Origin of the sequence: Catellatospora methionotrophica, from assembly GCF_011297335.1 — a bacterium.
Taxonomy (GTDB): domain Bacteria; phylum Actinomycetota; class Actinomycetes; order Mycobacteriales; family Micromonosporaceae; genus Catellatospora; species Catellatospora methionotrophica.
The window spans coordinates 875012-899155 of sequence record NZ_JAAOTJ010000001.1 but is presented as its reverse complement, the minus strand read 5'-3'; the positions used below and the strand labels follow the sequence as shown (position 1 = coordinate 899155).

Annotated in this window: 4 protein-coding genes; all 4 read left to right on the top strand. The window is 76.1% G+C overall.

The window, feature by feature from the left end; translation table 11 throughout:
- Window positions 1–251 precede the first annotated feature (251 nt).
- The 4 genes from HAV40_RS03890 to HAV40_RS03875 are packed head-to-tail and all read left to right on the top strand — an operon-like array spanning window position 252 to window position 24131.
- A complete protein-coding gene (locus tag HAV40_RS03890) occupies window positions 252–5204 on the top strand; it encodes a non-ribosomal peptide synthetase (RefSeq protein ID WP_275413497.1) in 4953 nt (1650 codons plus the stop codon).
- Window positions 5201–13165, top strand: coding sequence for a non-ribosomal peptide synthetase (locus tag HAV40_RS03885; protein WP_166379018.1), 7965 nt, complete (start codon window positions 5201–5203; stop codon window positions 13163–13165). The genes HAV40_RS03890 and HAV40_RS03885 overlap by 4 nt, the downstream gene beginning before the upstream one ends.
- Window positions 13162–19557: a non-ribosomal peptide synthetase gene (locus HAV40_RS03880; RefSeq protein ID WP_166379016.1), complete on the top strand. Its 6396-nt coding sequence runs from the start codon at window positions 13162–13164 to the stop codon at window positions 19555–19557. Before HAV40_RS03885 ends, HAV40_RS03880 begins: the two co-directional genes overlap by 4 nt.
- On the top strand, window positions 19554–24131 hold the full coding sequence (locus HAV40_RS03875; RefSeq protein ID WP_166379014.1) for a non-ribosomal peptide synthetase: 4578 nt from the start codon (window positions 19554–19556) through the stop codon (window positions 24129–24131). Before HAV40_RS03880 ends, HAV40_RS03875 begins: the two co-directional genes overlap by 4 nt.
- Window positions 24132–24144 lie beyond the last annotated feature (13 nt).

Here is a 24144-nt window from a genome sequence, read left to right as displayed (position 1 = left end):
GCGAGGCCGCACACCTGCGGCACATCCCGCTCGGCAAGGAGCGAAAGGCCAGCTCGGGATGCCCCGAACGGGTCGGGGCCACGGGCCGGGGCCGAGGTGCCGACCGGTCGGGAGCTATTCGGTCATAGCACAGATACCGCCGAGCCTGCCCTCATTCGTGCATCACTGTGCGTAGTTCGACCTTGTTTGGTGCCACCCGATCTTCAGCTATGGTCCCCACCGTTTGACATCGCCGTCAGAACGGGTGTGGCATGGGCATCCTTGACCAGTTGGCATCGCACGCCGCGACCACGCCGGACACTCCGGCAGTCGAGTGTGGACCCACAGTGCTCACGTACCGTGAGCTGAATCTGGCCGCAGCGCGGCTCGCGGAGCGGCTCGCGGACGCGGGCGTCGGCCCGGAGACCGTCGTCGGGTTGTCCACCGAACGGTCCCCGGAGCTGATCGTGGGGATGCTCGGCATCGCGATGGCCGGGGGAGCGTGGCTGCCGCTCGACCCGGGCCTTCCGGCCGCGCGCCTGTCCTACCTGATCGACGACGCGAACGTCCGGCACCTGGTCGCCGGGCCCGGCAGCGCGGAGCACCTGGCCGGGTGCGGCGCGGTCGGCATCATCCGCCCCGACCTGTCGGCCACCGGCGAAACGGCCTCTCCGCGCCAGGTGCACCCGGACGCCCTCGCGTACGTCATCTACACCTCCGGTTCCACGGGCCGGCCCAAACCCGTCGGCCTGACCTGTGCCGGGCTGGACCACCTGGCCGAGGTCAAAGTCCGGCGCTACGGTGTGCGGCCCGGCGACCGCGTCGCCCAGTTCGCCCCCGCCAGCTTCGACGTGTCGGTGGCCGAGACGGTGATGGCGCTGTCGGCCGGGGCGACCCTGGTCCTGGTCGACAGCGAGGACGCGCTGCTGCCCGGCCCCGACACCGTCGCGTTCCTGCGGGACCGGCGGATCACGCACCTGCTCGTCGCCCCGTCGGTGCTCGCCGCGCTGCCCGAGGCCGACCTGCCCGACCTGGCCGTGATCGGCTGCGGCGGCGAGGCGCTGCCCGCGGCGCTGGCCCGCCGGTGGGGTACGGGGCGGCGGCTGCTCAACGGATACGGGCCGACCGAGGTGACCGTCTGGGCCACCGCCGGTGACGTGCCCGCCGACGCCGCCCGCCCGTCGATCGGGGCCGGCTTCGACGGCGTGACCCTGGCCGTCGGCGACGCCGCACTGCGCCCGATGCCCGCGGGCGCGGTCGGTGAGCTGCTGATCGGAGGGGCAGGACTGGCCCGCGGCTACCTCGGCAGGCCGGGGCAGACCGCCGAGCGGTTCGTGCCCGACCCGGCCGGTCCGCCCGGCGCGCGCACGTACCGCAGCGGCGACGCCGTGCGGCAGCTGCCCGACGGCGGGTTCGACTTCGTCGGGCGGCTGGACCACCAGGTGAAGATCCGCGGATTCCGGATCGAGCCCGGCGAGGTGACCGCCGTCCTGCGGGAGCACCCCGGGGTCCGCGACGCGGTCACCGTCGTCGACGCGCACGGCGACGGCCCGGCCCGGCTGGTCGCCTACGCCGTCGCGGACACCGCCGCCGAGCAGCTGCGCGCCTACCTGGCCGAGCGGCTGCCCGCGTACCTGGTGCCCGCGCTGCTGGTCCTGCTGCCGTCGCTGCCGCTGACCGCGCACGGCAAGGTCGACCGGGCCGCGCTGCCCGCGCCCGACCGCAGCGCCGCCCAGGTCGCCGCAGTCGCCGCGCCCGCGCGGACCGCGACCGAGCAGCGGCTGGCCGCCATGTTCGGTGACCTGCTCGGCATCGCCGCCCCGGGCGTGCACGACGACTTCTTCGCCCTCGGCGGGCACTCGCTGCTCGTCGGCAGGCTCGCGCTGCGGCTGCGCACCGAGTTCGGCGTCGACGTGCCGCTGCCCGCGATCTACCGGGCGCCGACCGTCGGCGCGCTCGCCCCGCTCGTCGACGCCGCTCCGCGCGGTGCGGCGAGCAGCCCGGCGGTCGCGCCGCCGCTGGTGCCGGCGCACCGCGACGGGCCCGTGCCGCTGTCGCTGCCGCAGGAGCGGGTCTGGTTCCTGGAGAGGTTCGCGCCGGGCAACCTGGCCTACAACACGCAGGTGTCGGTACGCCTGCGCGGCCCGCTCGACCACGGGGCGCTGGCCGGGGCGCTGACCCGGATCGTGGCCCGCCACGAGGTGCTGCGCACCCGGTTCGTCGAGGTCGACGGGGTGCCGGTGCAGGAACCGGTGCCGCCGATGCCGATCGACGTGCCGGTGCTGGACGTCGCCGACGCCGACGCCGAGGGCGTCATCGCCGCGCAGCTGCGCCACCGGTTCGACCTGTCCCGCCCGCCGCTGGCCAAGTGGCTGCTGCTGCGCCACGGCCCCGACGACCACACCCTGGTCCAGGTCGAGCACCACTTCGTGCACGACGGCTGGTCGTTCGCGCTGCTCATGTCCGAACTGGTCGCGATCTACCCCGAGCTGGCCGCCGGGCGCGAGCCGCGGCTCGCCGAGCCGCCGCTGCAGTACGCCGACTACGCCCTGTGGCAGCGCGACTGGATGCGCGGCGACGTGCTGCGCGAGCACCTCGACCACTGGACCGCCCTGCTCGACGGCGCGCCGCACGTGCTGGACCTGCCCACCGACCGGCCCCGGCCGCGTACGCAGTCGTTCGCCGGGGCGGCGCTGCGGGTGGTGCTCGACACCGAGCTGACCGCGGCCCTGTCGGCGTACTCGCGCGAGCACCGCAACAGCCTGTTCGCGACGATGTTCGCCGGGTTCGCGGCGCTGCTGACCCGCTACAGCGGGCAGCGCGACCTGCTCGTGGGCACCGGGTCGGCCAACCGGCACACCGCGCAGCTGGAGGAGCTGCTCGGCATGGTCGTCAACACGCTCGTGCTGCGCATCCGCACCGGCGGCCGGCCGAGTTTCGACGAGCTGGTCACCCGCGCGGCCGAGGCGACGGCGGCGGCGTACACCCGCCCCGACCTGCCGGTCGACGAGCTGATCCGGGAGCTGGACCCGCCCCGGGACCCGTCGCGCAACCCGCTGTTCCAGGTCATGTTCAGCTTCCACGACTCGGCGGTGCCCGACCTGGACTTCGGCGGCCTGACCGGCACCCTCACCGAGCGGCACAACGGCTCGGCCAAGGCCGACCTGAACGTCGTGGTGATCCCGCGCGCGGCGCAGCGCGTCGGACGCGCGGCCAGCGCCGCCGACGCGCAGACGGTGCTGGTCTGGGAGTACGCCACGGACCTGTTCGACGAGCCGACCATGCGCCGGATGATCGACCACTACCTGCACCTGCTGGCCGCCGCGGTCGCCGCGCCCGGCACGCCCGCCGACCGGCTGCCACTGGAACCGGCCGACCCGCACGCCGCCGCCGAGGACGGCACCCCACCCGGCGTCCTCGACCTGATCGCCGGGCACGTGCACGCGACCCCGGACGCGGCGGCGATCGTCGACGCCACTGGCACGGTGACCTACGGGCAGCTGTGGCAGCGGGCCGGTGACCTGGCCGAGCGGCTAATCGCGGACGGGGCCGGGCTGGACAGCCGGGTCGCGGTGTACGCCCGCCGCGGCTCGTCGCTGGTGCTGGGCCAGCTCGCCGCGCTGCGGGCCGGGGCCGGATACGTGCCGATCGACCCCGACTACCCGGCCGCCCGCGTCGCGCACCTGCTCGCCGACGCGCATCCGGTGGCGCTGCTGACCACGGCCGACCTGGCCGCCGACCTGCCCACCGCCGGATGCCCGGTGCTGGTCCTCGACGCCGGACGGCCGGACGCACCGAGCCCGCAGACCGGCGCGGCTCGTGGTCCGGCCGCGCTGGACCGGACCCACCCGCAGGCGCTGGCATACCTCATCTTCACCTCCGGTTCCACCGGCCGGCCCAAGGGCGTCGAGGTCACCCGCGCCAACCTGGACCGCCTGCTGGCCTGGCGGCGCGACCTGGCCGGGCCCCGGCCGGGGGAGCGGTGCACGCAGGTCGCAAGCCCCGGCTTCGACGCGTCCGTGATGGAGACCTGGGCGACCCTGACCGCCGGGGCGAGCCTGCACGTCGTGCCCGACGCGCTGCGTACGGACCCGGCCGCGCTGGTCGCGTGGCTGGCCGAGCACCGGATCGACGTGTGCTTCCTGCCGACGCCGCTGGCCGAGGCCGCCCTCGACGAGCCGTGGCCCGACGGGACCAGGCTGCGGGTGCTGGACACCGGCGGGCAGCAGCTCACCCGGACCCCGCCCGCCGGAGCACCGTTCGTGCTGGTCAACCACTACGGGCCGACCGAGACCACGGTGATCGCGACCGGGGACGTGCTGACCGCCGGGCAGACCCCGACGATCGGCACCCCGCACGCCGGGGTCCGCGCGCGGGTCCTCGCCGGGCACGAGCCCCAGCCCGCCGGGCTGCCCGGTGAGCTGTGCCTGGGCGGACCAGGCGTGACCCGTGGCTACGCCGGCGACCCGGCCCGTACGGCGGCCGTGTTCGTGCCGGACCCGTCCGGGCCGCCCGGCTCGCGCATGTACCGCACCGGCGACCAGGCCCGGCTGCGCCCCGACGGGCGGCTGGACTTCCTCGGCCGCACCGACCAGCAGGTGAAGCTGCGCGGCTTCCGGATCGAACTCGGCGAGATCGCGGCCGTGCTGCGCGAACACCCCGACGTCACCGACGCCGTCGTCGTCGTGCAGGGCGCCGGCGGCACGCAGCGGCTGGTCGCGTACACCGTCGGCGGTGCCGAGCCAGCCGAGCTGCGGGCCTTCGCGGCCGAGCGGCTGCCCGGCTTCCAGGTCCCGGCGACGGTGGTGGCGATGGCCGCGCTGCCGATCGGGCCGCACGGCAAGGTCGACCCGGCCGCGCTGCCGCCCGCCGTGCCTGCCGCGACCGCCGGGCGGGCCCCGGTGACCGCGCTGCAGCAGCAGCTCGCCGCGCACTGGGCCGCCCTGCTCGACCGCGCCGATCTCGACCTCGACAGCGACTTCTTCGCCGTCGGCGGCCACTCCCTGCTCGCCGCCCGGCTGATCAGCCGGATCGAGCACAGCCACGGCGTACGCGTCCCGCTCGCCGGTTTCTTCGCCGCACCGACCATCGGCTGGCTCGCCGAGACCGTGGCGGCGACCGGCGCGACGCCGGACCCGGTGGACGCGCCCGACCTGGACCTGGACCTGCTCACCGATGCCGAGGTGGAAGCCCTGCTGGCCGTGGAGAGCGCGGAGGAACGATGAGCGACCCGTCGACCGCCCGGCAGCGGCTGGCCGCCCTGCGCCGCGCCGGTGACCCCGGCCTGGCCCCGCTGTCCAGTGCCCAGCAGCGCATGTGGCTGGCGGCGCAGGCCGTGCCCGGCCTGTCGGCGTACCACATCTGCCGGGTCCTGCGGCTCGACGGGACACTCGATCCGGCGGCGCTGAGCGCGGCGCTGGCCGAGCAGGTGGACCGGCACGAGGCGCTGCGCACCGGAGTGCTGGCCGTCGACGGCCAGCCGCTGCAGCGCGTCACCGCGCCGGGCCGGTTCGCCCTGGACACCGTCGACCTGTCCGGCGGGCCCGATCCGGCCGCCGCCGCCGACGACTGGGCCGCGGCGGCGCTGCGCGGCCCGCTGCCGCTGGACGGCACGCCGCTGCTGCGCGCCGGGCTGCTGCGGCTCGACCGCACCCGGCACCGGCTGGTCCTGGTCGTGCACCACCTGGTCGCCGACGCGTGGAGCCTGGACGTGCTGCTGCGCGACCTGGCCGCCGCCTACTGTGCCCGCCTCGACGGCACCGGCGCGCGCCGCGACCCCGCCCCGGCCTACCGCACCCACGTCGAGCGTGAACGCGCGTTCGCCGCCACCGACGCCGGGCGTGAGCATCTCGCGTACTGGTGCGAGCAGCTGCGTGGCAGCACCGCGCTGGACCTGCCGACCGCGCGGGCCCGCACCGCCGCGCCCGTACGCCGCGGCGGCCTGACCGACGTCGTCGTGCCCGCCGGGACCGCCGACGCGCTGCGGCGGCTCGGGCCCACCCTCACCCCGGTGCTGCTGGCCGCGTACGCCGTGCTGCTGCACCGTTTCACCGGGCAGGACGACCTGGTCGTCGGCCTGCCCGCCGGCCGCCGCGACGAGCGGTTCGCCGACGCCGTCGGCCTGTTCGTCGGCGTGCTGCCGATCCGCCTGCGCCTGTCCGGTGGCGCGCCGTTCACCGAGGTCGCCGGGCAGGCCGCCGCGACGGTGCTGGCCGCCCTCGACCGGGCCGCCGTGCCGATGGAGCAGGTCGTCCGGGAACTGGCTCCCGTCCGTGAACCGGGCCGCAACGCCCTGTTCGACGTCACGTTCGGGATGCTGCCCGGCGGCGGTGACGCGCTGGCGCTGCCGGGCCTCACCGCGACCGTCGACCGGGTGTACGGCGGGCACGCCAAGTTCGACCTGCACCTGGAGCTGCGCGACGACGGGCCCGGCACGGCGCTGGCCGGGCAGCTGGAGTACGACGCCGACCTGCTGTCCGCCGCGTTCGCCGGCGCGCTCGCCGGGGCCTACCCGGCGCTGCTGGCGGCGGTCGCGGCCGACCCCGCGGCGAGCGTTGCCGCGCTGCCGCTGACGGCCCCGCCCGCGACCGTCACGGATGGCTGCCTGCCCGCGCCGGTGCGGATAGACGCCCTGTTCGCCCGGATCGCCGCCGCCGACCCCGACCGGGTCGCGCTGCTGTCGCCCGAGGGCACCCGGCTCACCTACGGCCAGGTAGCGCAGCGTATGCGGCAGACCGCCGCGATGCTGCGCGGGCTCGGCGTGCGGCCCGGCGACTTCGTCGGGCTGGCCCTGCCACGCGGGGTCGACCTGGTCGAGGCCACCCTGGGGGTGCTGCACGCCGGTGCCGCGTACGTGCCGCTGGATCCCGGCTACCCGCCGGACCGGCTCGCGGGGATGATCGCCGACGCCGGCGTCCGGCTGGTGCTGGCCGCCCCCGGCGACATCCCGGCGCTGCCCGTGCCGGTCGTGCGGTTCCCGCCGCCGCGCCCGGCCGACGCGACCGGTTTCGTACCCGCGCCGGGCGACGAACGCGGCGACGCCCCCGCGTACGTCATGTTCACGTCGGGTTCGACCGGGCGGCCCAAAGCCGTGCTGGTCACCCACCGCGGCGTGGTCCGCCTGGCCCGCGACCCCCAGCACGCAGACCGCCGCTGGCTGCACGCCGCCGCACCGGTCTTCGACGCCGCGACGCTGGAGATGTGGACGCCGCTGCTCGGCGGCGGGAGCCTGCTCGTCGTGCCGGGCCGCCCCGGCGTCGCCGAACTCGGCGCGCTCATCGCCGAACACGGCGTCGAGGTCGCGTTCCTCACCACCGGGCTGTTCAACGTCGTCGTCGACGAGGACGCCACCGCGCTCGCGCCGCTGCGGCAGATCCTCACCGGGGGCGACGTCATGTCACCCGACCACGCCCGCCGCGCGTTGGAGGTCGTGGACACGGTCGTCAACTACTACGGACCGACCGAGAACACCACCGCCACCACCGGCCACCGCCTTATCGCCGGGCAGCCGGTGCCCGACGACGTCCCGATCGGCACGCCGCTGCGCGGGACCACCGTCCACATCGTCGACCGCTACCTGCAGCCGCTGCCGGACGGCGTACCCGGCGAGATCCTGACCGGCGGCGACGGCCTGGCCCTCGGCTACGCCGGGCAGCCGGCGCGCACCGCCGAGCGGTTCGTCCCCGACCCGTTCGGGCCGCCCGGATCGCGGCTGTACCGCACCGGCGACTTCGGCCGCCGCGACCGCGACGGCGTCATCAGCTTCGGCGGGCGACGCGACGACCAGGTCAAGGTGCGCGGATACCGGATCGAGCTCGCCGAGATCGAGAACGCCGCCGCGACCCACCCGCGGGTGCGCCAGGCCGCCGTCGTCGCGCACACCGACCCGGCCGGAGACAAGCGCCTGGTCGGCTTCGTCACCGGTGACGCCGACCCCGCGTCCCTGCCCGCACACCTGCGCCGCCTGCTGCCCGCCCACCTGGTGCCGGGGGAGTGGATCGCGGTGCCGCAGCTGCCGCTCGGCGTCGGCGGCAAGATCGACCGCAAGGCCCTGGCCGGCCAGGCCGCACAGCTGACCACCGGACCCGCCGACACCGCCGCGACCCACGAGCCGACCCTGGTCGAGCAGCTGCTCGCCGCCTGGTTCGTCGACCTGCTCGGCGTCGCCGAGGCCCACCCCGGCACCGACTTCTTCGCCGCCGGCGGGCACAGCCTGCTCGCCGCCCGGCTGGCCGCGCGCATCCGCGCCGCGTTCGGCGTCGACCTGTCGCTGGCGGCGGTGTTCGCCACCCCGCGCCTGGGCGACCTCGCCCGCGCCGTCGCGGCCGCACCACGGGCCGGCGCCGCGCCGCTGACCGCGGCCGTGCACACCGGACCCGCGCCCATGTCGTACGCGCAGGAGCGGCTGTGGTTCCTGGAGCAGTACGCTCCCGGCAGCCCGCAGTACCACGTGCCCCTGGCACTGCGGCTGACCGGCCCGCTCGACCGGGCGGCGCTGCGCGCGGCGCTGGCCGCCACCGTGGACCGGCACGCCGCGCTGCGGACCGTGTTCGGCCACGACGACGGCGACCCCTACCAGGTGATCCTGCCCGCGGGCACCGTCCCGCCGATCACCGAGGTCGACCTGAGCGCCCTCGACCCCCAGGTCCGGGCCGCCGCACTGGCCGAGGTCAGCGCCGCCGCGTACCGCGAGCCGTTCGACCTGCGCGCCGCGCCGCCGATCCGGGTGACGCTGATCGCGCTCGGCGACGGGCAGTGGCAGCTCGTGCTCGTACTGCACCACCTCATCGCCGACGGCGGCAGCGCCGCCCAGCTCATCGGCGAACTCGCCGACCACTACGCGCATCCGGCCCCCGCGCTGCCCGAGGCCCGGCCCGGCTACGCCGACTTCGCCGCCTGGCAGCGGGCCCTGCTCACCGGCCCTGCCGGGCAGCGCGCGACCGACTACTGGCGCCAGCAGCTCGCCGACGCCCCGGCGCACCTGGACCTGCCCGGCGACCTGCAGGAAACCCCCACCGGCGACGGCGCGCTACACCGGCTGACCCTGCCCGCCGATCTGCTCGACGGCGTACGCGCGTTCAGCAGCCGCACCGGCGTCACCGTGTACGCCGCGCTGCTGACCGCGTTCGCGGTGCTGCTGTCACAGCGCACCGGCCGCCGCGACCTCGTCGTCGGCACTCCCGTCGCCAACCGCACCGACAGCGCCACCGCCGACATGGTCGGCCTGTTCGTCAACACCCTGCCCGTACGCTGCGACACCAGCGGCGAACCGACGTTCGCCGCACTGGCCCGGCGCGTCTCGCAGACGGTCATCGCCGGGCTCGGCCACGCCGAGCTGCCCTTCGAGCGCATCGTCGACCTGGTGCGGGCCCCGCGCGACCCGGCCCGGCCGCCGCTGGCCCAGGTCATGTTCGCGCTGCAACCCGAACTGCCCGACACGCTGCGGTTCGGGCCCTGCCAGGCCCGGCTGCTGCCCGCCCACCACGGCACCGCCAAGTTCGACCTCACCATGTCGCTGTTCGACACCGGCACCGCCGTCCGGGGCTTCATCGAGTACCGCACCGACCGCTACAGCCCTCGCTGGGCCGCCGCGTTCGCCGACGACTACGCGGCACTGCTCGCGCTGCTGCCCGGCGACGGACCCGCCCCGCTGCACGCCCCGGCCCCACCGCACCCGGCCGACCCCGCCCTGCCCGCTGCCGACGGTGTCGGCACGGTCGGCGGGCAGCTCGCGGACACCGTGGCCGCGATCTGGACGTCACTGCTCGGCGTGGACGCCACCGCCCCCGACGCCGACTTCTTCGCCCTCGGCGGGCACAGCCTCACCGCCGTACGGCTGATCGCCCGGCTGCGCGAGCGGCTCGGCGTCGAGGTGCCGCTGCGGGACCTGTTCGAGGCCCCGCGGCTGGCCGGATTCGTCGCCAGGGTAGGGCAGGCCGCCCCAGCCCGCCGCCGCCCGCCGCTGCGCCCACAGCCGGTGACCGGCCCGGTGCCGCTGGCCCCCGCCCAGGAGCGGCACTGGGTGCTGCACCAGCTCGACCCGGGCTCGGCCGCCCAGAACGTACCGTTCGTGCTGCGGTTGCGCGGCCCGCTCGACCACGCCGCCCTCGAACGCGCGCTGACCCTGGTCGCGGTCCGCCAGGCCGTACTGCGCACCACCTTCACCCTCGTCGACGGCGTGCCGACCCAGTCGGTGCGCGCACCCGCGCCGGTGACCGTCCCGGTGACCGACACCCCGACCCCGGGCGAACTCGCGCACGCCCTGGCGACGGAGGCCGCGACACCGTTCGACCTCGGCGCGGCCCCGCCGTGGCGGGCCCGGCTGCTGCGCACCGCACCCGACGACCACCACCTCGTGCTCGACCTGCACCACATCATCACCGACGGCTGGTCCACCGGAGTGCTGCTGAGCGAACTCGCCGCGTTCTACAGCGGCACACCGGCGCCCGAGCCGCCGCCGGTCCAGTACACCGACTACGCACGCTGGCAGCGAGCCGCCGCCGACGGCGACGACCTCGCCTTCTGGCGCACCTACCTGGCCGGGGTGCCCGACCTGGAACTGCCTGCCGACCGGCCACGGCCCGCGCTCGCCACGCACAGCGGCGGGCACCAGCCGGTCCGGCTCGACCCGGCCCGGCGCGCGGCGATCGAGGCCGCCGCTCGGCAGGCCGGCGGCACCCTGTTCACCGCCGTGCTCGCCTGCTGGGCGGCGACCCTGGGCCGGTACGCCGGGCAGCGGGACTTCGCCGTCGGCACGTTCCACGCCAACCGCGGCCCCGGCGCGACCGACGGCCTGGTCGGATTCTTCGTCAACAACCTGGCACTGCGCTGCGACCTGTCCGGCGACCCGAGCTGGCGGACCCTGATCGGCCGCCTGTCGGGCGGCGTCACCGGCGCGTTCGCCCACGCCGACGTGCCGTTCGAACGCGTCGTCGACACGCTGGGCATCCGCCGCTCGCCGCGCCGGACGCCGCTGTTCCAGGCCATGTGCGTGCTGCAGAACCTGCCGCAGCTGCCCGCCGCGTTCGGCCCGGTGACCGCCGAGTACGTACGCCAGCCCTACCAGCGCGCCGACTTCGACGTCACGCTGTGGCTCACCGAGCAGCCCGACGGCAGCCTCGACGGCGGCCTGTCCTACGACGCCGACCTGTTCGACCCGCAGACCGCCCGCCGCCTCGCGGACCTGTTCACCGCGCTGGTCGATACGGCACTGTCCGACCCGGACGCGCTGGTCGAGGCCAGCGCCCGTGGCGTTCCGGTCGCCGAGATCCCCGTCGGCCCGGGGCCGGCCGGCGTGTTCCTGCCGCAGCGCCTCGCCGAGCAGGCCCGCCGGTCTCCGGACGCGCCCGCGCTGGTGTGGCAGGCCGGGACGTCGGTGGCGACGATGAGCCACGCCGCCCTCGACGCGGCGGCCAACCGGCTCGCGCACCGGCTGCACGCCGCGGGCATCGGGCCCGACGACCGCGTCGCGGTGCTGCTGGAACGCTCCCCGCAGGCGATCGTCGCGTTCCTGGCCGTGATGCGCGCCGGGGGTGCCTACGTGCCGGTCGACCCGGCGTACCCGCGGCCCCGCGTCGCGGCGCTGCTGGAGGTCGCCGCGCCCGCGCTCGTGCTCACCGAACAGCGGTGGCTGCCACTGCTCGACGGCCGCGGCGAACGCGTGCTGCGGGTCGACGGCGACGCCGACGCGGACCTGCCCGGCACCCCACCAGCGGTGGCGCTGCACGGCGACGCGCTGGCCTATGTCATCTTCACCTCGGGTTCGACCGGGCGGCCCAAGGGCGTCATGGTCAGCCACGCCAACCTCGCCGCCTACCTGGACGCGATCATCGGGCCGTTGGCCTTGACCGCCGCCGACCGGGTGCTGAACTTCGCCTCGGTCAGCTTCGACGCCAGCACCGAGGAGATCTACCCGGCGCTGCTGGCCGGCGGCTCGGTGCTGCTGCGGCCCGCCGCGCTACGGGTGCCCGACGCGGCGTTCGACGACCTGCTGGCGGCCGGGCAGCCCAGCGTGCTGAGCCTGCCGGTGACGTTCTGGCACGCCTGGACGCAGCGCCTGGCCACCGGCGACGGTGACGTTCCGGCGGCGGTGCACACGGTGCTGCTCAACGCCGAGGAACCGGCGGTGGCCCGCTACCGGCAGTGGCAGGACGCGGCCGGGGACCGGGTGCGGCTGGTCAACACGTACGGCCCCACGGAGGCGACGGTCACCGCGTCGCTGTACGACCCGGTGGCCGACGGCCGCCAGGCGTGGCACGAGGTGTGGCAGCGGTTCCCGGTCGGCGACCCGCTGGCCAATATGCGGCCGTACCTGCTGGACGCGGCCGGGCGGCCGGTGCCCGCCGGTGCCGTCGGCGAGCTGTGCCTGGGCGGGGTCTCGGTCACGCGCGGCTACCTCGGCGCGCCGGGAGCCACCGCCGGGGCGTACCGGCCGGACCCGTTCGCGGCCGTACCCGGCGCGCGCCTGTACCGCACCGGCGACCTCGCCCGGGAGCTGCCCGACGGGACGTTGCTGCTGCTGGGCAGGGCCGACCGGCAGGTCAAGATCCGCGGGTTCCGGGTCGAGCCGGGCGAGGTCGAGGCGGCCCTGGCCGCCTGCCCCGGAGTCGCCCACGCCGCGGTGCTGACCCGCGACAGCGGCGGCGTACGCGACCTCGTCGGCTACGTGTCCGGCGACCGCGCCCCCGAACCGGGCGAGCTGCGCGCGCAGCTGGCCGAACGCCTTCCCGAACACCTCGTCCCGGCGCGGCTGGTGCGGCTGGCGGCGCTGCCGCTGAGCCCGAACGGCAAGGTCGACCGCACCGCGCTCGCCGCCCGCCTCGAAACCGACCTGGCGGCCGCGGCCCCCGACGCGCGGCACACGGCACCACGCGACGCCGCCGAGCAGACCCTGCACGGCATCTGGGCAGAGGTGCTGGGCCGCGCCGACTTCGGGGTGCGGGACGGCTTCTTCGCCCTGGGCGGCGACTCGATCCGCGGCCTGCTGATGATCAACCGGGCGGTGGCGGCCGGGCTGCGGCTGACCGCCCAGGACCTGTTCCTGCACCAGACGATCGCCGAGCTGGCCGCCACCGCAGGACGGGCACCGGCCGCCACCACCGCGACGATCCCCGCGCAGCGCGCCGGAGGGCTGAGCCGCCAGCAGCTCGACCGGGCGCTGTCCCGACTGAAAGGCGACCGCCCGTGACCGTCGTCGACCTGTACGGCCTGACCCCGGTCCAGGCGGGCATCCTGTTCCACGCGGTGGCCGCCCCGGACGAGCCCGCGTACCTCAACCACCTGCAGTTCGAGCTGCACGGCCCGGTCGACGCCGCACGGCTGGCCGCCGCGTTCGGCTGGGTGACCGCCCGGCACGAGATCCTGCGCACCAGCTACCACTGGGCCGAGGCCGACGAGCCCCTGGCCGCCGTACACGACCAGATCGACTGGCAGCCGACGCTGCATGACGTGTCCGCCGACCCCGACCCGGCGGCGGGCCTGCGACGCATCGTGGAACAGCGGCTGGCCACCCCGCTCGACCCGGCCGAACCCGGCCTGACCCGCCTCGACCTGATCCGGCTCGCCCCCGACCGGCTGCACGTCCTGTGGACCCACCACCACCTGGTCCTCGACGGCTGGAGCCTGGCGACCGTGTTCGCCGAGGCGATGCGGCGCTACCGCGACGGGGCCGCCTACGCGCCGCCGCCCGCCCCGCAGTTCGGGCAGCACGTGGCCTGGCTGGCCGACCAGGACCGGGCGGCCACCGCGCGGTACTGGGCAGGCGAGCTGGCCGGCGTGACGCCGACCGTGCCCGCCGTCGCCCGCGCCACGTCAGGTGACGGCTACGGCCGCCACGTCCACACCCTCGACGCAGCCGCCACGGCCGCGCTGACCGGGCTGGCCCGCGACCATCAGGTCACCCTGGCCACCATCGTGCAGACCGCCTGGGCGCTGTCGCTGTCGCGCTACGCCGACACCGACGACGTCGTGTTCGGCACGACGGTCGCGGGCCGCCCGGCGGGCGTCGACGGCATCGAGTCGACCGTCGGCATGTTCATCAACACCGTGCCGGTCCGGATCACGATCCCCGCCGGGCAGCCGGCCGGGCAGCTGTTGCACACCGTGCTGCGCGGCCAGGCGTCCCGCGCCGCGCACGAGCACGCGGCGCTGACCGACGTCAACGCCGCCGCCGGGCTCACCGGCGGCGGCCAGCTGTTCGACACCCTGCTGGTCGTCGAGAACTTCCCGCTCGGCGCGGCCGCCGACGCCGTCGGCGACGGCCTGACCATGGTCCCGGTACGCGCCGACGAGCACACCCACTACCCGCTCACGGTCACGGTCCTGCCCGGTGACATCCTGCGCATCGAACTCGACCACCGGCGCGACACCGTCACCGACCACGTCGCCACCGGGCTGCTCGACCTGTTCGCGCAGGTGCTCCACCGCCTCGTCGCCGACCCGGCACAGCCCGCCGACCGGCTCGCCGACGCGCCGCGGCCCGCCCTGGGCACGCCCGCGCCGGCCGGGCCGACCGTGGTCGACCTGTTCCTGGACCGGGCCCGGCGCAGCCCGGACGCGACCGCGGTCCTATCCGGAGCGGCGACGCTCACCTATGCCGAGCTGGAGGCGCAGTCCGGCGCACTGGCCCGGTGGCTGTCGGCAAGCGGCGTGGGCCCCGGCGCGATCGTGGCGCTGCGGCTGCCCAGCAGCCCCGAACTGGCGGTGGCCGTGCTCGGCGTCCTGCGCAGCGGCGCGGCATACCTGCCGCTGGACCCGCACGCTCCGGAGGCCCGCGCCGCCGACCTCGTCAGCAGGGCCGGCGCGGTGCTGCGGCTGGACTCCGGGGCCGTCGCGGCCGCGCTCGACGGTGCGGGTGCCACACCGGCCGTGTTCGCACCCGCACCGCCGAGCGCGGCCGCGAACGCGTACACCGTCTTCACGTCCGGCTCGACCGGCGTGCCGAAGGCGGTGGTGGTCGGCCACGCGGCGCTGGGCGCGCACGCCGCCGCGATGGTCGCCGAGTACGGGCTGGACGCCGCCGACCGGGTGCTGCAGTTCACCAACCCGGCCTTCGACGTCGCCGCCGAGGAGCTGTTCCCGACGTGGGCGGCCGGCGGCACCGTGGTCTGCGCCCCGCAGCGGCTGCCCGGCACCGTCGAGGAGTTCTGCGAGCTGCTGTCGGCCACCGGGGTCAGCGTGGTGAACCTGCCCGCCGCGTACTGGCACCTGTGGGTGCAGGAGCTGGCCCGCGTCCGGCTGCCGGAGCGGCTGCGGCTGCTGGTCGTCGGCAACGAGCCGGTGTGGACCGAGCAGCTGCGGCAGTGGCGCGAGCACACCGGCGACCGGGTGCAGGTGCGCAACGCGTACGGCACCACCGAGACGACGATCACCACGACCGTGTACCGGCCCGGCGACGACCTGCCGCCGACCGAGATGCTGCCGATCGGCACACCGCTGCCCGGCATGAGCGTGCGCCTGCTGGACCGCCGCGGCCGCCCGGTGCCCGACGGGGTCATCGGCGAGCTGCACGTCGGCGGGACCGGCGTGGCCGTCGGCTACCTGGGCGACCCGGCCCGCACCGCCGAGCGGTTCGGCCCCGACCCGCAGAACGCGGGCGGGCGGCTGTACCGCACCGGCGACCTGGCGTACCGGCTGCCGGGCGGGGCGCTGGTGCTGACCGGGCGCGCCGACGAGCAGGTGCAGATCCGCGGACACCGGGTCGAGCCCGCCGAGGTCGAGGCGGCCGTCGCCGCCCACCCCGCCGTGACGCAGGTAGCGGTGCTCGCCCACGGCGGCACCCCGGACCAGCCGCCGTACCTGGTGGCGCACGTCGCCGCCGCCGACGAGCAGGCCCTGCGCGCGGTGCGCGCCCACGTGGCTGGCGCGCTGCCGGACTACCTGCGCCCGGCGCGGTGGGCACGCTGGGACGCCCTGCCGCTGCTGCCCACCGGCAAGATCGACCGGGTGGCGCTGGCCGGCAAGCTGCCGCCCGCCCCGGCCGGGGCCGACGCCGCCGCTGCGGCGACCGCGACCGAGCAGTGGCTCGCCGACACCTGGCGGGAGGTCCTGGGCGTACCCGTGCCGTCCCGCGACGCCGACTTCTTCGCCCTCGGCGGCCATTCGCTGGCCGCGACCCAGGTCACCGCCCGGATCCGGCGGGCCTTCGAGGTGGCGCTGCCGGTGGCGTCGGTGCTGGCCGCCCGTAGCCTCGCCGACCTCGCCCGCGTGCTGGACCAGGCCCGCCGCGACCACGCGGGCCGCCCGCTGCCCGCGCTGAATCCCGCCGATCCGGCGGCCGAGCCGGTCACCTCGTTCACCCAGGAGCGGCTGTGGCTGCTCGACCAGCTGGGCGCCGACGGCGGCGCGTACAGCGTGCCCGCCGCCTGGCTGCTGACCGGACCCGTCGACGCGGCGGCGCTGCGGCGCGCGTTCGCGGCGGTCGTCGACCGGCACGCGGTGCTGCGCAGCAGCTACCCCGCCCGTAGCGGCCGCCCGGCGGTGCGCATCCGCGCCCACGTGCCCGTCGACCTGGCGACCTCGACCGCCGCCGACGAGCCGGGCACGATCCGCACGCTGCTGTCGGCCGAGGCGCAGACACCGTTCGACCTGGCCGGCGGCCCGCTGTTCCGGTTCCGGCTGGTGGCGCTCGGTCCGCACCGGCACCTGCTGGTGATCAACCTGCATCACATCGTGTTCGACGGCTGGTCCCACGCGCTGCTCATGGGAGAACTCGCCGACCGCTACGCCGCCGAACGCGACGGTACCGCCGTCCCGGCCGCCCCGCTGCCGGTGCAGTACGCCGACTACGCCGCCTGGCAGCGGTCCTGGCTGGACGGTCCGGCCACCGACCGGCTGCTCGGCTACTGGCGCGACGCCCTCGACGGGCTGCCCGAGCAGCTGGAACTGCCCACCGACCGGCCGCGCGCGCAGCCGCCGCGCTTCGACGGGGCCGTGCACTCCTTCGACGTGCCCGACGGCGTCGCCGCAGAGCTGCGCACCCTCGCCCGCGACGGCGACGCGACCCTGTTCACGGTCCTGCTGGCCGGGTACGCCGCCCTGCTGCACCGCTACAGCGGCCAGCCGGATCTGGCCGTCGGCACGCCCGCCGCCGGGCGGCTCGCCCCGGAGACCGAGCAGCTGATCGGCTGCTTCTTCAACACCCTCGCCCTGCGTTCGCGCCTCGCGCCCGCGACCACGTTCACCGGGCTGGTCGACCAGCTGCGCCAGGTCGTCTACGGGGCGCTGGACCACCAGGAGGCCCCGTTCGAGAAGGTCGTCGAGGCCGTCACCACCGGGCGGCGGCTCGATCGGCCGCCGCTGGTCCAGGTGATGTTCGTCTACCAGAACACCCCGCACCGGCCGCTGCGCCTGGCCGGGCTCGACGCGGCCGCCGTGGACGTGCCCGAGGCGGCCAAGTACGACCTGACGCTGACCATGGCCGAGCAGGACGGTCACCTGCTGGGGCGCTGGGAGTACAACGCCGCGCTGTTCGACGCCGCGACCGTCGAGCAGCTCAGCGGCGCGCTGGTCACCCTGCTGACCGCCGCTGCCGCCGCGCCGGACACGGCAGTGGCGCAACTGCCCCTGTTCTCCCCCGAACAGCAGCGCCGCCAGCTCGCCGCGGGCGCCGGACCGGTCGCCGGCCGCGCCGCCGGGGTGCTGCCCGCGCTGCTGCGCGAGCAGGCCGCCCGGACCCCCGAGGCGGTCGCGGTCCGGGCCGCCGGGCGGCGGCTGACCTACCGCGAACTCGACGTGCGCACCGACGCCCTCGCCCGGCGGCTGGGCGAGCACGGCGTACGCCGCGGCGACCTGGTCGGCGTCTGCGTGCGCCCCGGCACCGACCTGCCGGTGGCCCTGTGGGCGGTCCTGAAGGCCGGGGCCGCGTACGTGCCCCTGGACCCGGCGTCCCCGGCCCGCCGGCAGGCCGCCATCTGCGCGCAGGCCGACGTCGCGCTGGTGCTGGCCCAGCCGGACGCCGTCGACACGATGGCCGAGGTCACCGCGCCGGTGCTGACGTTTCGCAGCACGACCGTCGACAACGTCGACCTCACCGCGGCCGCCGACCCCGGGCCAGCCGACGACTGTGCCGACCCCGTCTGGGCGGCGACCGCCGCCGACCGCGCCGTGCAGACAGGACTGCGAGCACCGGCGGGCCGGCACCCCGCCCGGCGCACCCCGGCACCCGACACCGCGCTGACCCCCGACGACCTCGCCTACGTGCTGTTCACCTCCGGGTCGACCGGGCAGCCCAAGGGAGTGGCCGTCACCCACGGCAGCGTCACCGCGTTCCTCGGCTGGCTCGGCGCGGCGCACCGGCTCGGCTCGGGCGACCGGATGCTGGCCCAGCACGCGGCCGGTTTCGACCTGTCCGTGGGGGAGCTGTTCGGGCCGCTGCTGACCGGCGGCACCGTCGTGGTCGCCGAGACCGCCGACCGCGGCGACCCGGCCCGGCTGCTGCGGCTGCTACGCGACGAACGCATCACGATCATGTACGCCACGCCGACCCTGCTGCGCCTGCTGACCGCTGACGGCGGGCTCACCGGCTGCCCCGACCTGCGGCTGATCATGTCGGCGGGGGAGACGCTGCCCGCCGACCTTGCCCGCACGATCATCGCGCAGTCCGCGGCCGTGCTGGAGAACCAGTACGGCCCGACCGAGGCCACCGTCGGCGCGGCCCGCCACCTGCTCGCCCGCCACCACGACCAGCCCGCCGTCCCCGTCGGGCGGGCCATCGACGACATGGCCGTGCAGGTCGTCGACGCCTGCGGGCTGCTCGCCGCGCCCGGAGCCGTCGGCGAACTGCACCTGACCGGACCGCAGCTGGCCCGCGGCTACCACCGCGCGCCGTCGCTGACCGCGCTGGCGTTCGTGCCCGACCCGTACTCCCCGGTGCCCGGCGCGCGCCGCTACCGCACCGGCGACCTGGGCCGCCTCGGACCCGACGGCACCCTGCACCACCTGGGACGCCTCGACCGGCAGGTCAAGGTGCGCGGCCACCGCATCGAGCCCGGCGAGGTCGAGGCGGTCCTGCTCCAGCACCCGGCGGTCACGCACGCCGCGGTGCTCGCCGTCGGGCAGCGGCTGATCGGGTTCGTCGCGCCCGGCACCGCCGATCCCGCCGCCGTGCAGGCGCACGCGGCCCGGCTGCTGCCGCCGTACCTGAACCCGGCGCAGGTCCTGGCACTGCCCGCACTGCCCCGCACGGCCAGCGGCAAGACCGACCTGGGCGCGCTGGCAGCCCTCGCCGGCAGCGCCTCGGCCCCGGTCGGCAGCATCCCGCCCGCCGACGGCACCGAGACCGAGGTCGCCGCGATCCTCGCCGATGTGCTCGGCGTGCCCGGCCTCGGCGCGCACGACGACTTCTTCGCCACCGGCGGGCACAGCCTGCTCGCCGTCCAGGCCGTCGACCGGCTGCGCCGCCACTTCGGCGTCGCGTTGCCACTGCGCGAGCTGTTCGCCGCCCCGACCGTCGCCGGGCTGGCCGCGCGGATCGAACACGAGATCCTCGCCGACGCCGACGACGACCTGCTGCTGGCCGCGTTGCAGGCCGCCGAAGCCCACCACCCGGACGCCGCCCGCACCACCCAGGAGGACCAGTGACCGACAGCAGCCTCGCCCAGCGGCTGGCCGGGCTCAGCCCGCAGCAGCGCGCCGCACTGGTCCGCGACCTGCGCCAGGCCGCCCCGCAAACGGCCGAGCAGCCGATCGCGCGCCTGCCACGCCAGGAGCCGACGCTGTTCGGCGTGTCGTTCGAGCAGCGCCGGGTGTGGTTCCTGGACCGCTTCGACCCCGGCGGCGCGGCGCACAACATGCCGCTCGCCCTCGACCTCGACGGCGACCTCGACCTCGGCGCGCTGCAACGCGCCCTGGACGGCCTGGTCGTGCGGCACGAGGCGCTGCGCACCACGTTCCTCGACGTCGAGGGCAGCCCCCGCCAGCTCGTCGGCCGCCCCTACCCGGTGGCGCTGGCGGTGGTCGACCTGACCGGCGAGCCCGCCGACCAGCGCGAACCGATCGCGCAGGAGGTCATCGGGGCCGAGGCCGCGCGCGGGTTCGACCTGGACACCGGGCCGCTGTGGCGGGCCTTGCTGGTGCGGCTGGCGCCCCGGCACGCGATCCTGCAGCTCACCATCCACCACAGCGTCTGCGACGGCTGGTCCACCGGGGTGCTGCTGCGGGACCTGGTCGCCGGATACCGGGGCGAGACCCGGCCAGCGCCGCCGATCCAGTACGCCGACTACGCTGCCTGGCAGGCCGAGCACGTCAGCGGGCAGCGCCTGGACGCGCTGGTCGGGCACTGGCGCGAGCAGCTCGCCGGCACGCCGCCGCTGAACCTGCCCACCGACCGGCCGCGGCCCGCGGTCCGCCGCTCCCGAGGTGCGCTGGACACCACCGCGCTCGGGCCGGCACTCAGCGAGCAGCTTCGCGCGTTCTCGCACCGGCACCAGGTCACCCCGTTCGTGACGCTGCTGGCCGCCGTCGAGGTGCTGCTGATGCGCTACTGCGGGCAGGACGACTTCGCCGTCGGCACCGTCCTGGCCGGCCGGGACCGGCCCGAACTGGCCGACGTCATCGGTTTCGTGGCCCGCACCGTGGCGCTGCGCTCCGACATCGCGGGCCCGCAGGCGTTCGCGGCGCTGCTGCGCCGCGTGCACGAGCGGGTGCTCGTCGCGCACGAGCACTCGCAGCTGCCGTTCGAGAAGCTCGTCGACGAGCTGAAACTACCGCGCGACCCGTCGCGGCCGCCGCTGTTCTCGGTGCTGCTGGTCCTGCAGAACACCCCACGCACGGCCGTGGACCTGCCGGGCCTGCGGCTGCGGGCCGTCGAACCCGACAGCCGGGCGGCGCAGTTCGACCTGAGCTGGTACGTGTCGGACACCCCGGCCGGGTTCGAGGTGTCCGTCGAGTACGACACCGACCTGTTCGACGCCGCGACCGCGCGCCGCCTCACCGGGCACCTGCGCACCCTGCTGGCGGCCGCGATGTCCGCACCGGACACCTCGATCCGGCAGCTGCCGCTGCTGTCCGCCGCCGAGCTGCGCCGGCAGCTGCACGACTGGAACGACACCGCCGCCGCCTACCCGCACGCGCCGCTGGGCGAGCTGGTCGCCCGGCAGGCCACCGCGACCCCGGACGCGGTCGCGGTCCGGTCCGTCGACGGCACCGCCCTCACCTACGCCGAACTGGACCGCCGCGCCAACCAGGTGGCGCGCTGGCTGCTGGCCCGCGGCGCGGCCCCCGGCACCCTGGTCGGCGTCGGCGCGGGCCGCGACCCGCAGCTCGTCGCGGCGCTGCTCGGGGTGCTGCGCACCGGGGCGGCGTACGTGCCGCTCGACGCCGACTACCCCGCGGCGCGGGTGGCGCAGATGGTCGACGACGGCCGGGTGCGGCTGCTGATCGCCGACCGGGCCACCGCCGGGCGGCTGCCCGCCGACGGTCTCGAACACGTCCTGCTCATCGACGCCGACACCGAGCTCGGCACCCTGCCCGACGGCCCGGTGCCGGTCGCCGTCGACGCCCGCCAGGCCGCGTACACCATCTTCACCTCGGGCTCGACCGGCCGCCCGAAGGGCGTGACGGTCAGCCACCGGGCCCTGGTCAACCTGCTGGAGTCGGTGCGCCGCCGCTGCGGCCTGGACGCCGGCACGGTGCTGCTGGCCGTGACGTCGCTGTCGTTCGACATCGCCGGGCTGGAGCTGTACGCGCCGCTGCTGGCCGGCGGCCAGGTCGTGCTCTGCGACCGGGAGACCGCCTCCGGGGCCGACACGCTGCGCGCCGCCCTGGAGCGGATCGCGCCGACCGTCGTGCAGGCAACCCCGGCGACCTGGCAGCTGCTGCTCGACGGCGGCTGGCCCGGCGCACCCGGCCTGGTCGCCCTGTGCGGCGGCGAGGCGCTGCCCGCCGAACTCGCCGGTGTCCTGGCCGGGCGGGTCGGGCAGCTGTGGAACATGTACGGCCCGACCGAGACCACGATCTGGTCGGGCGCGCTGCGCCTGGACGGCCCCGACGTCGCGATCGGCGGCCCCCTGGCCAACACCCGGATCTACCTGCTCGACGCCCACGACCAGCCGGTGCCGCCGGGCGCCGCCGGGCAGGTGCACCTGGCCGGCGACGGCCTCGCCGACGGCTACCTGCACGCCCCGGCGCTGACCGCGGACCGCTTCGTGCCCGACCCGTACACCCCCGGCGCGCGCATGTACCGCACCGGTGACGCGGCCCGCTGGCGGCCCGACGGCCGCCTGGACTTCCTGGGCCGGCTCGACCACCAGGTCAAGGTCCGCGGCCACCGGATCGAACTCGGCGACATCGAAGCAGCACTGGACACCGCCGCCGGGGTGGCCCGCGCGGTCGTCACCACCTACGCCGCCGACGGCGGGCAGGCACAGCTCGCCGCGTACATCCAGCCCGCCCCCGGGGCGTCGCCGACCGTCGCCGCGCTGCGCGAACACCTCGCAGGGCTGCTGCCCGGCTACATGGTCCCGGCCCGGTTCGCGGTGCTGGCCGCGTTCCCGCTCACCCCCAACGGCAAGATCGACCGCAAGGCGCTGCCCGCACCGGACACCGCGGCCCTGGACACCGGCACCGCGTACCGCCCGCCGGCCGGCCCGACCGAGCAGACCCTCGCCGAGATCTGGGCCGAACTGCTCAACCGCGACCAGGTCGGCCGGGACGACAACTTCTTCACCATCGGCGGCGACTCGCTGATCGCCGTGCGCATGGTCGCCCGCGCCGGGCAGCTCGGCGTGCAGCTGACCACCAAGCAGGTGTTCCTGCACCAGCAGCTGCACCAGCTCGCCGCCGCGGCCGGCACGGTCCGGCTGGTCGCCGAACAGGGCGAGGTCACCGGCACGATGCCGTTGCCGATAGCCACCCACCAGTTCTACGACGGGGTCAACCCGCGCCCGGACTACCACGCGCTGGCGTTCCGGTTCACCGCCCGCGAACGCCTCGACCCGCGGCTGCTCGACCAGGTCCTCGACGAGCTGGTCCGCCAGCACGACGCGCTGCGCATCCGGCTGCTGCCCGGCGAGCACGGGCAGCGGGGCCGGCTGCACGTCGACCCGTACCGGCCGCGGCCGCTCGTGGAGCAGGTGGACCTGACCGCCCTCGACGAGGCCGCGCAGGAGCGGGCACTGGAGCAGTGGACCGACACCGTCGAGACCGGCTTCCGGGCCGAGCACGGCGACCTGTTCCGGGCGGTGCTGCTCGACGTCGGACCCGACCGGCCCCAGCACCTGCTGCTGGCCGCGCACTACCTGGTCGCCGACGTCGTGTCGTGGCACATCCTGGCCGCCGACCTCGACGTGATCTACCGGCGGCGCAGCCGCCAGGAGCCGTACCGGCTCCCGGCGAAGACGACGTCGCTGCTGGAGTGGATCGACCGGCTCGTCGAGCACTCCGCCGGCCCCGAGGTCGCCGCCGAGACGCCGCTGTGGACCGACCCCGCCCGCCGCGAGGCCGTCCCGATCCCCGTGGACCGCCCCGACGGCGACAACCGGGTCGCCGCCAACGACGCGGCGTTCCTGATCCTGACCGTCGAGGAAACGCGCGACCTGCAGGAGCGGGTCGTCAAGGCGGCCCGGCTGCCGATGGACGCGGTGCTGCTCGCCGGGATCGGCCACGCCCTGACCGCCGCCACCGGCGCGACGACGCTGCCCGTCGACATCTACGTGCCCGGCCGCGACTCGCCCTTCGCGGACATGGACCTGTCCCGCACCGTCGGCTGGCTGACCTACCGCTACCCGATGTGGCTCGACGTGCGCCGCGAACCGTCCCTGCCCGACCAGGTCAGGGCGATCGGCTGCCAGCTCGCCGCGGTGCCCCGCGGCGGGCTCGGCTACGGCTCGCTGCGCTACTACCGCGGCGAGCGGGCCGTCGCGGCGCGACTGGCCGACCAGCCCGTGCCCGACGTGCTGTTCAACTTCTTCGGCGCGGCCCCCGGCGGCTTCCAGGTGCTCAAGCCGCTGGCCGGGACCTCCGGGCACTACCACGACACCGAGTCCGAACGCATGCGCCTGCTGATGATCAACGGGGCGGTGTTCCGCGGCCAGCTGCGCCTGGAATGGGAGTACAGCAGCGACCGCCACGACGCCGCGACCATCGAGGCCTTCATCGCCGCCTGCCGCCGCTACCTGCTCGACCTGATCGACGCCTGCCCACCGGCCGGCAACTGACCTGTCACCCCTT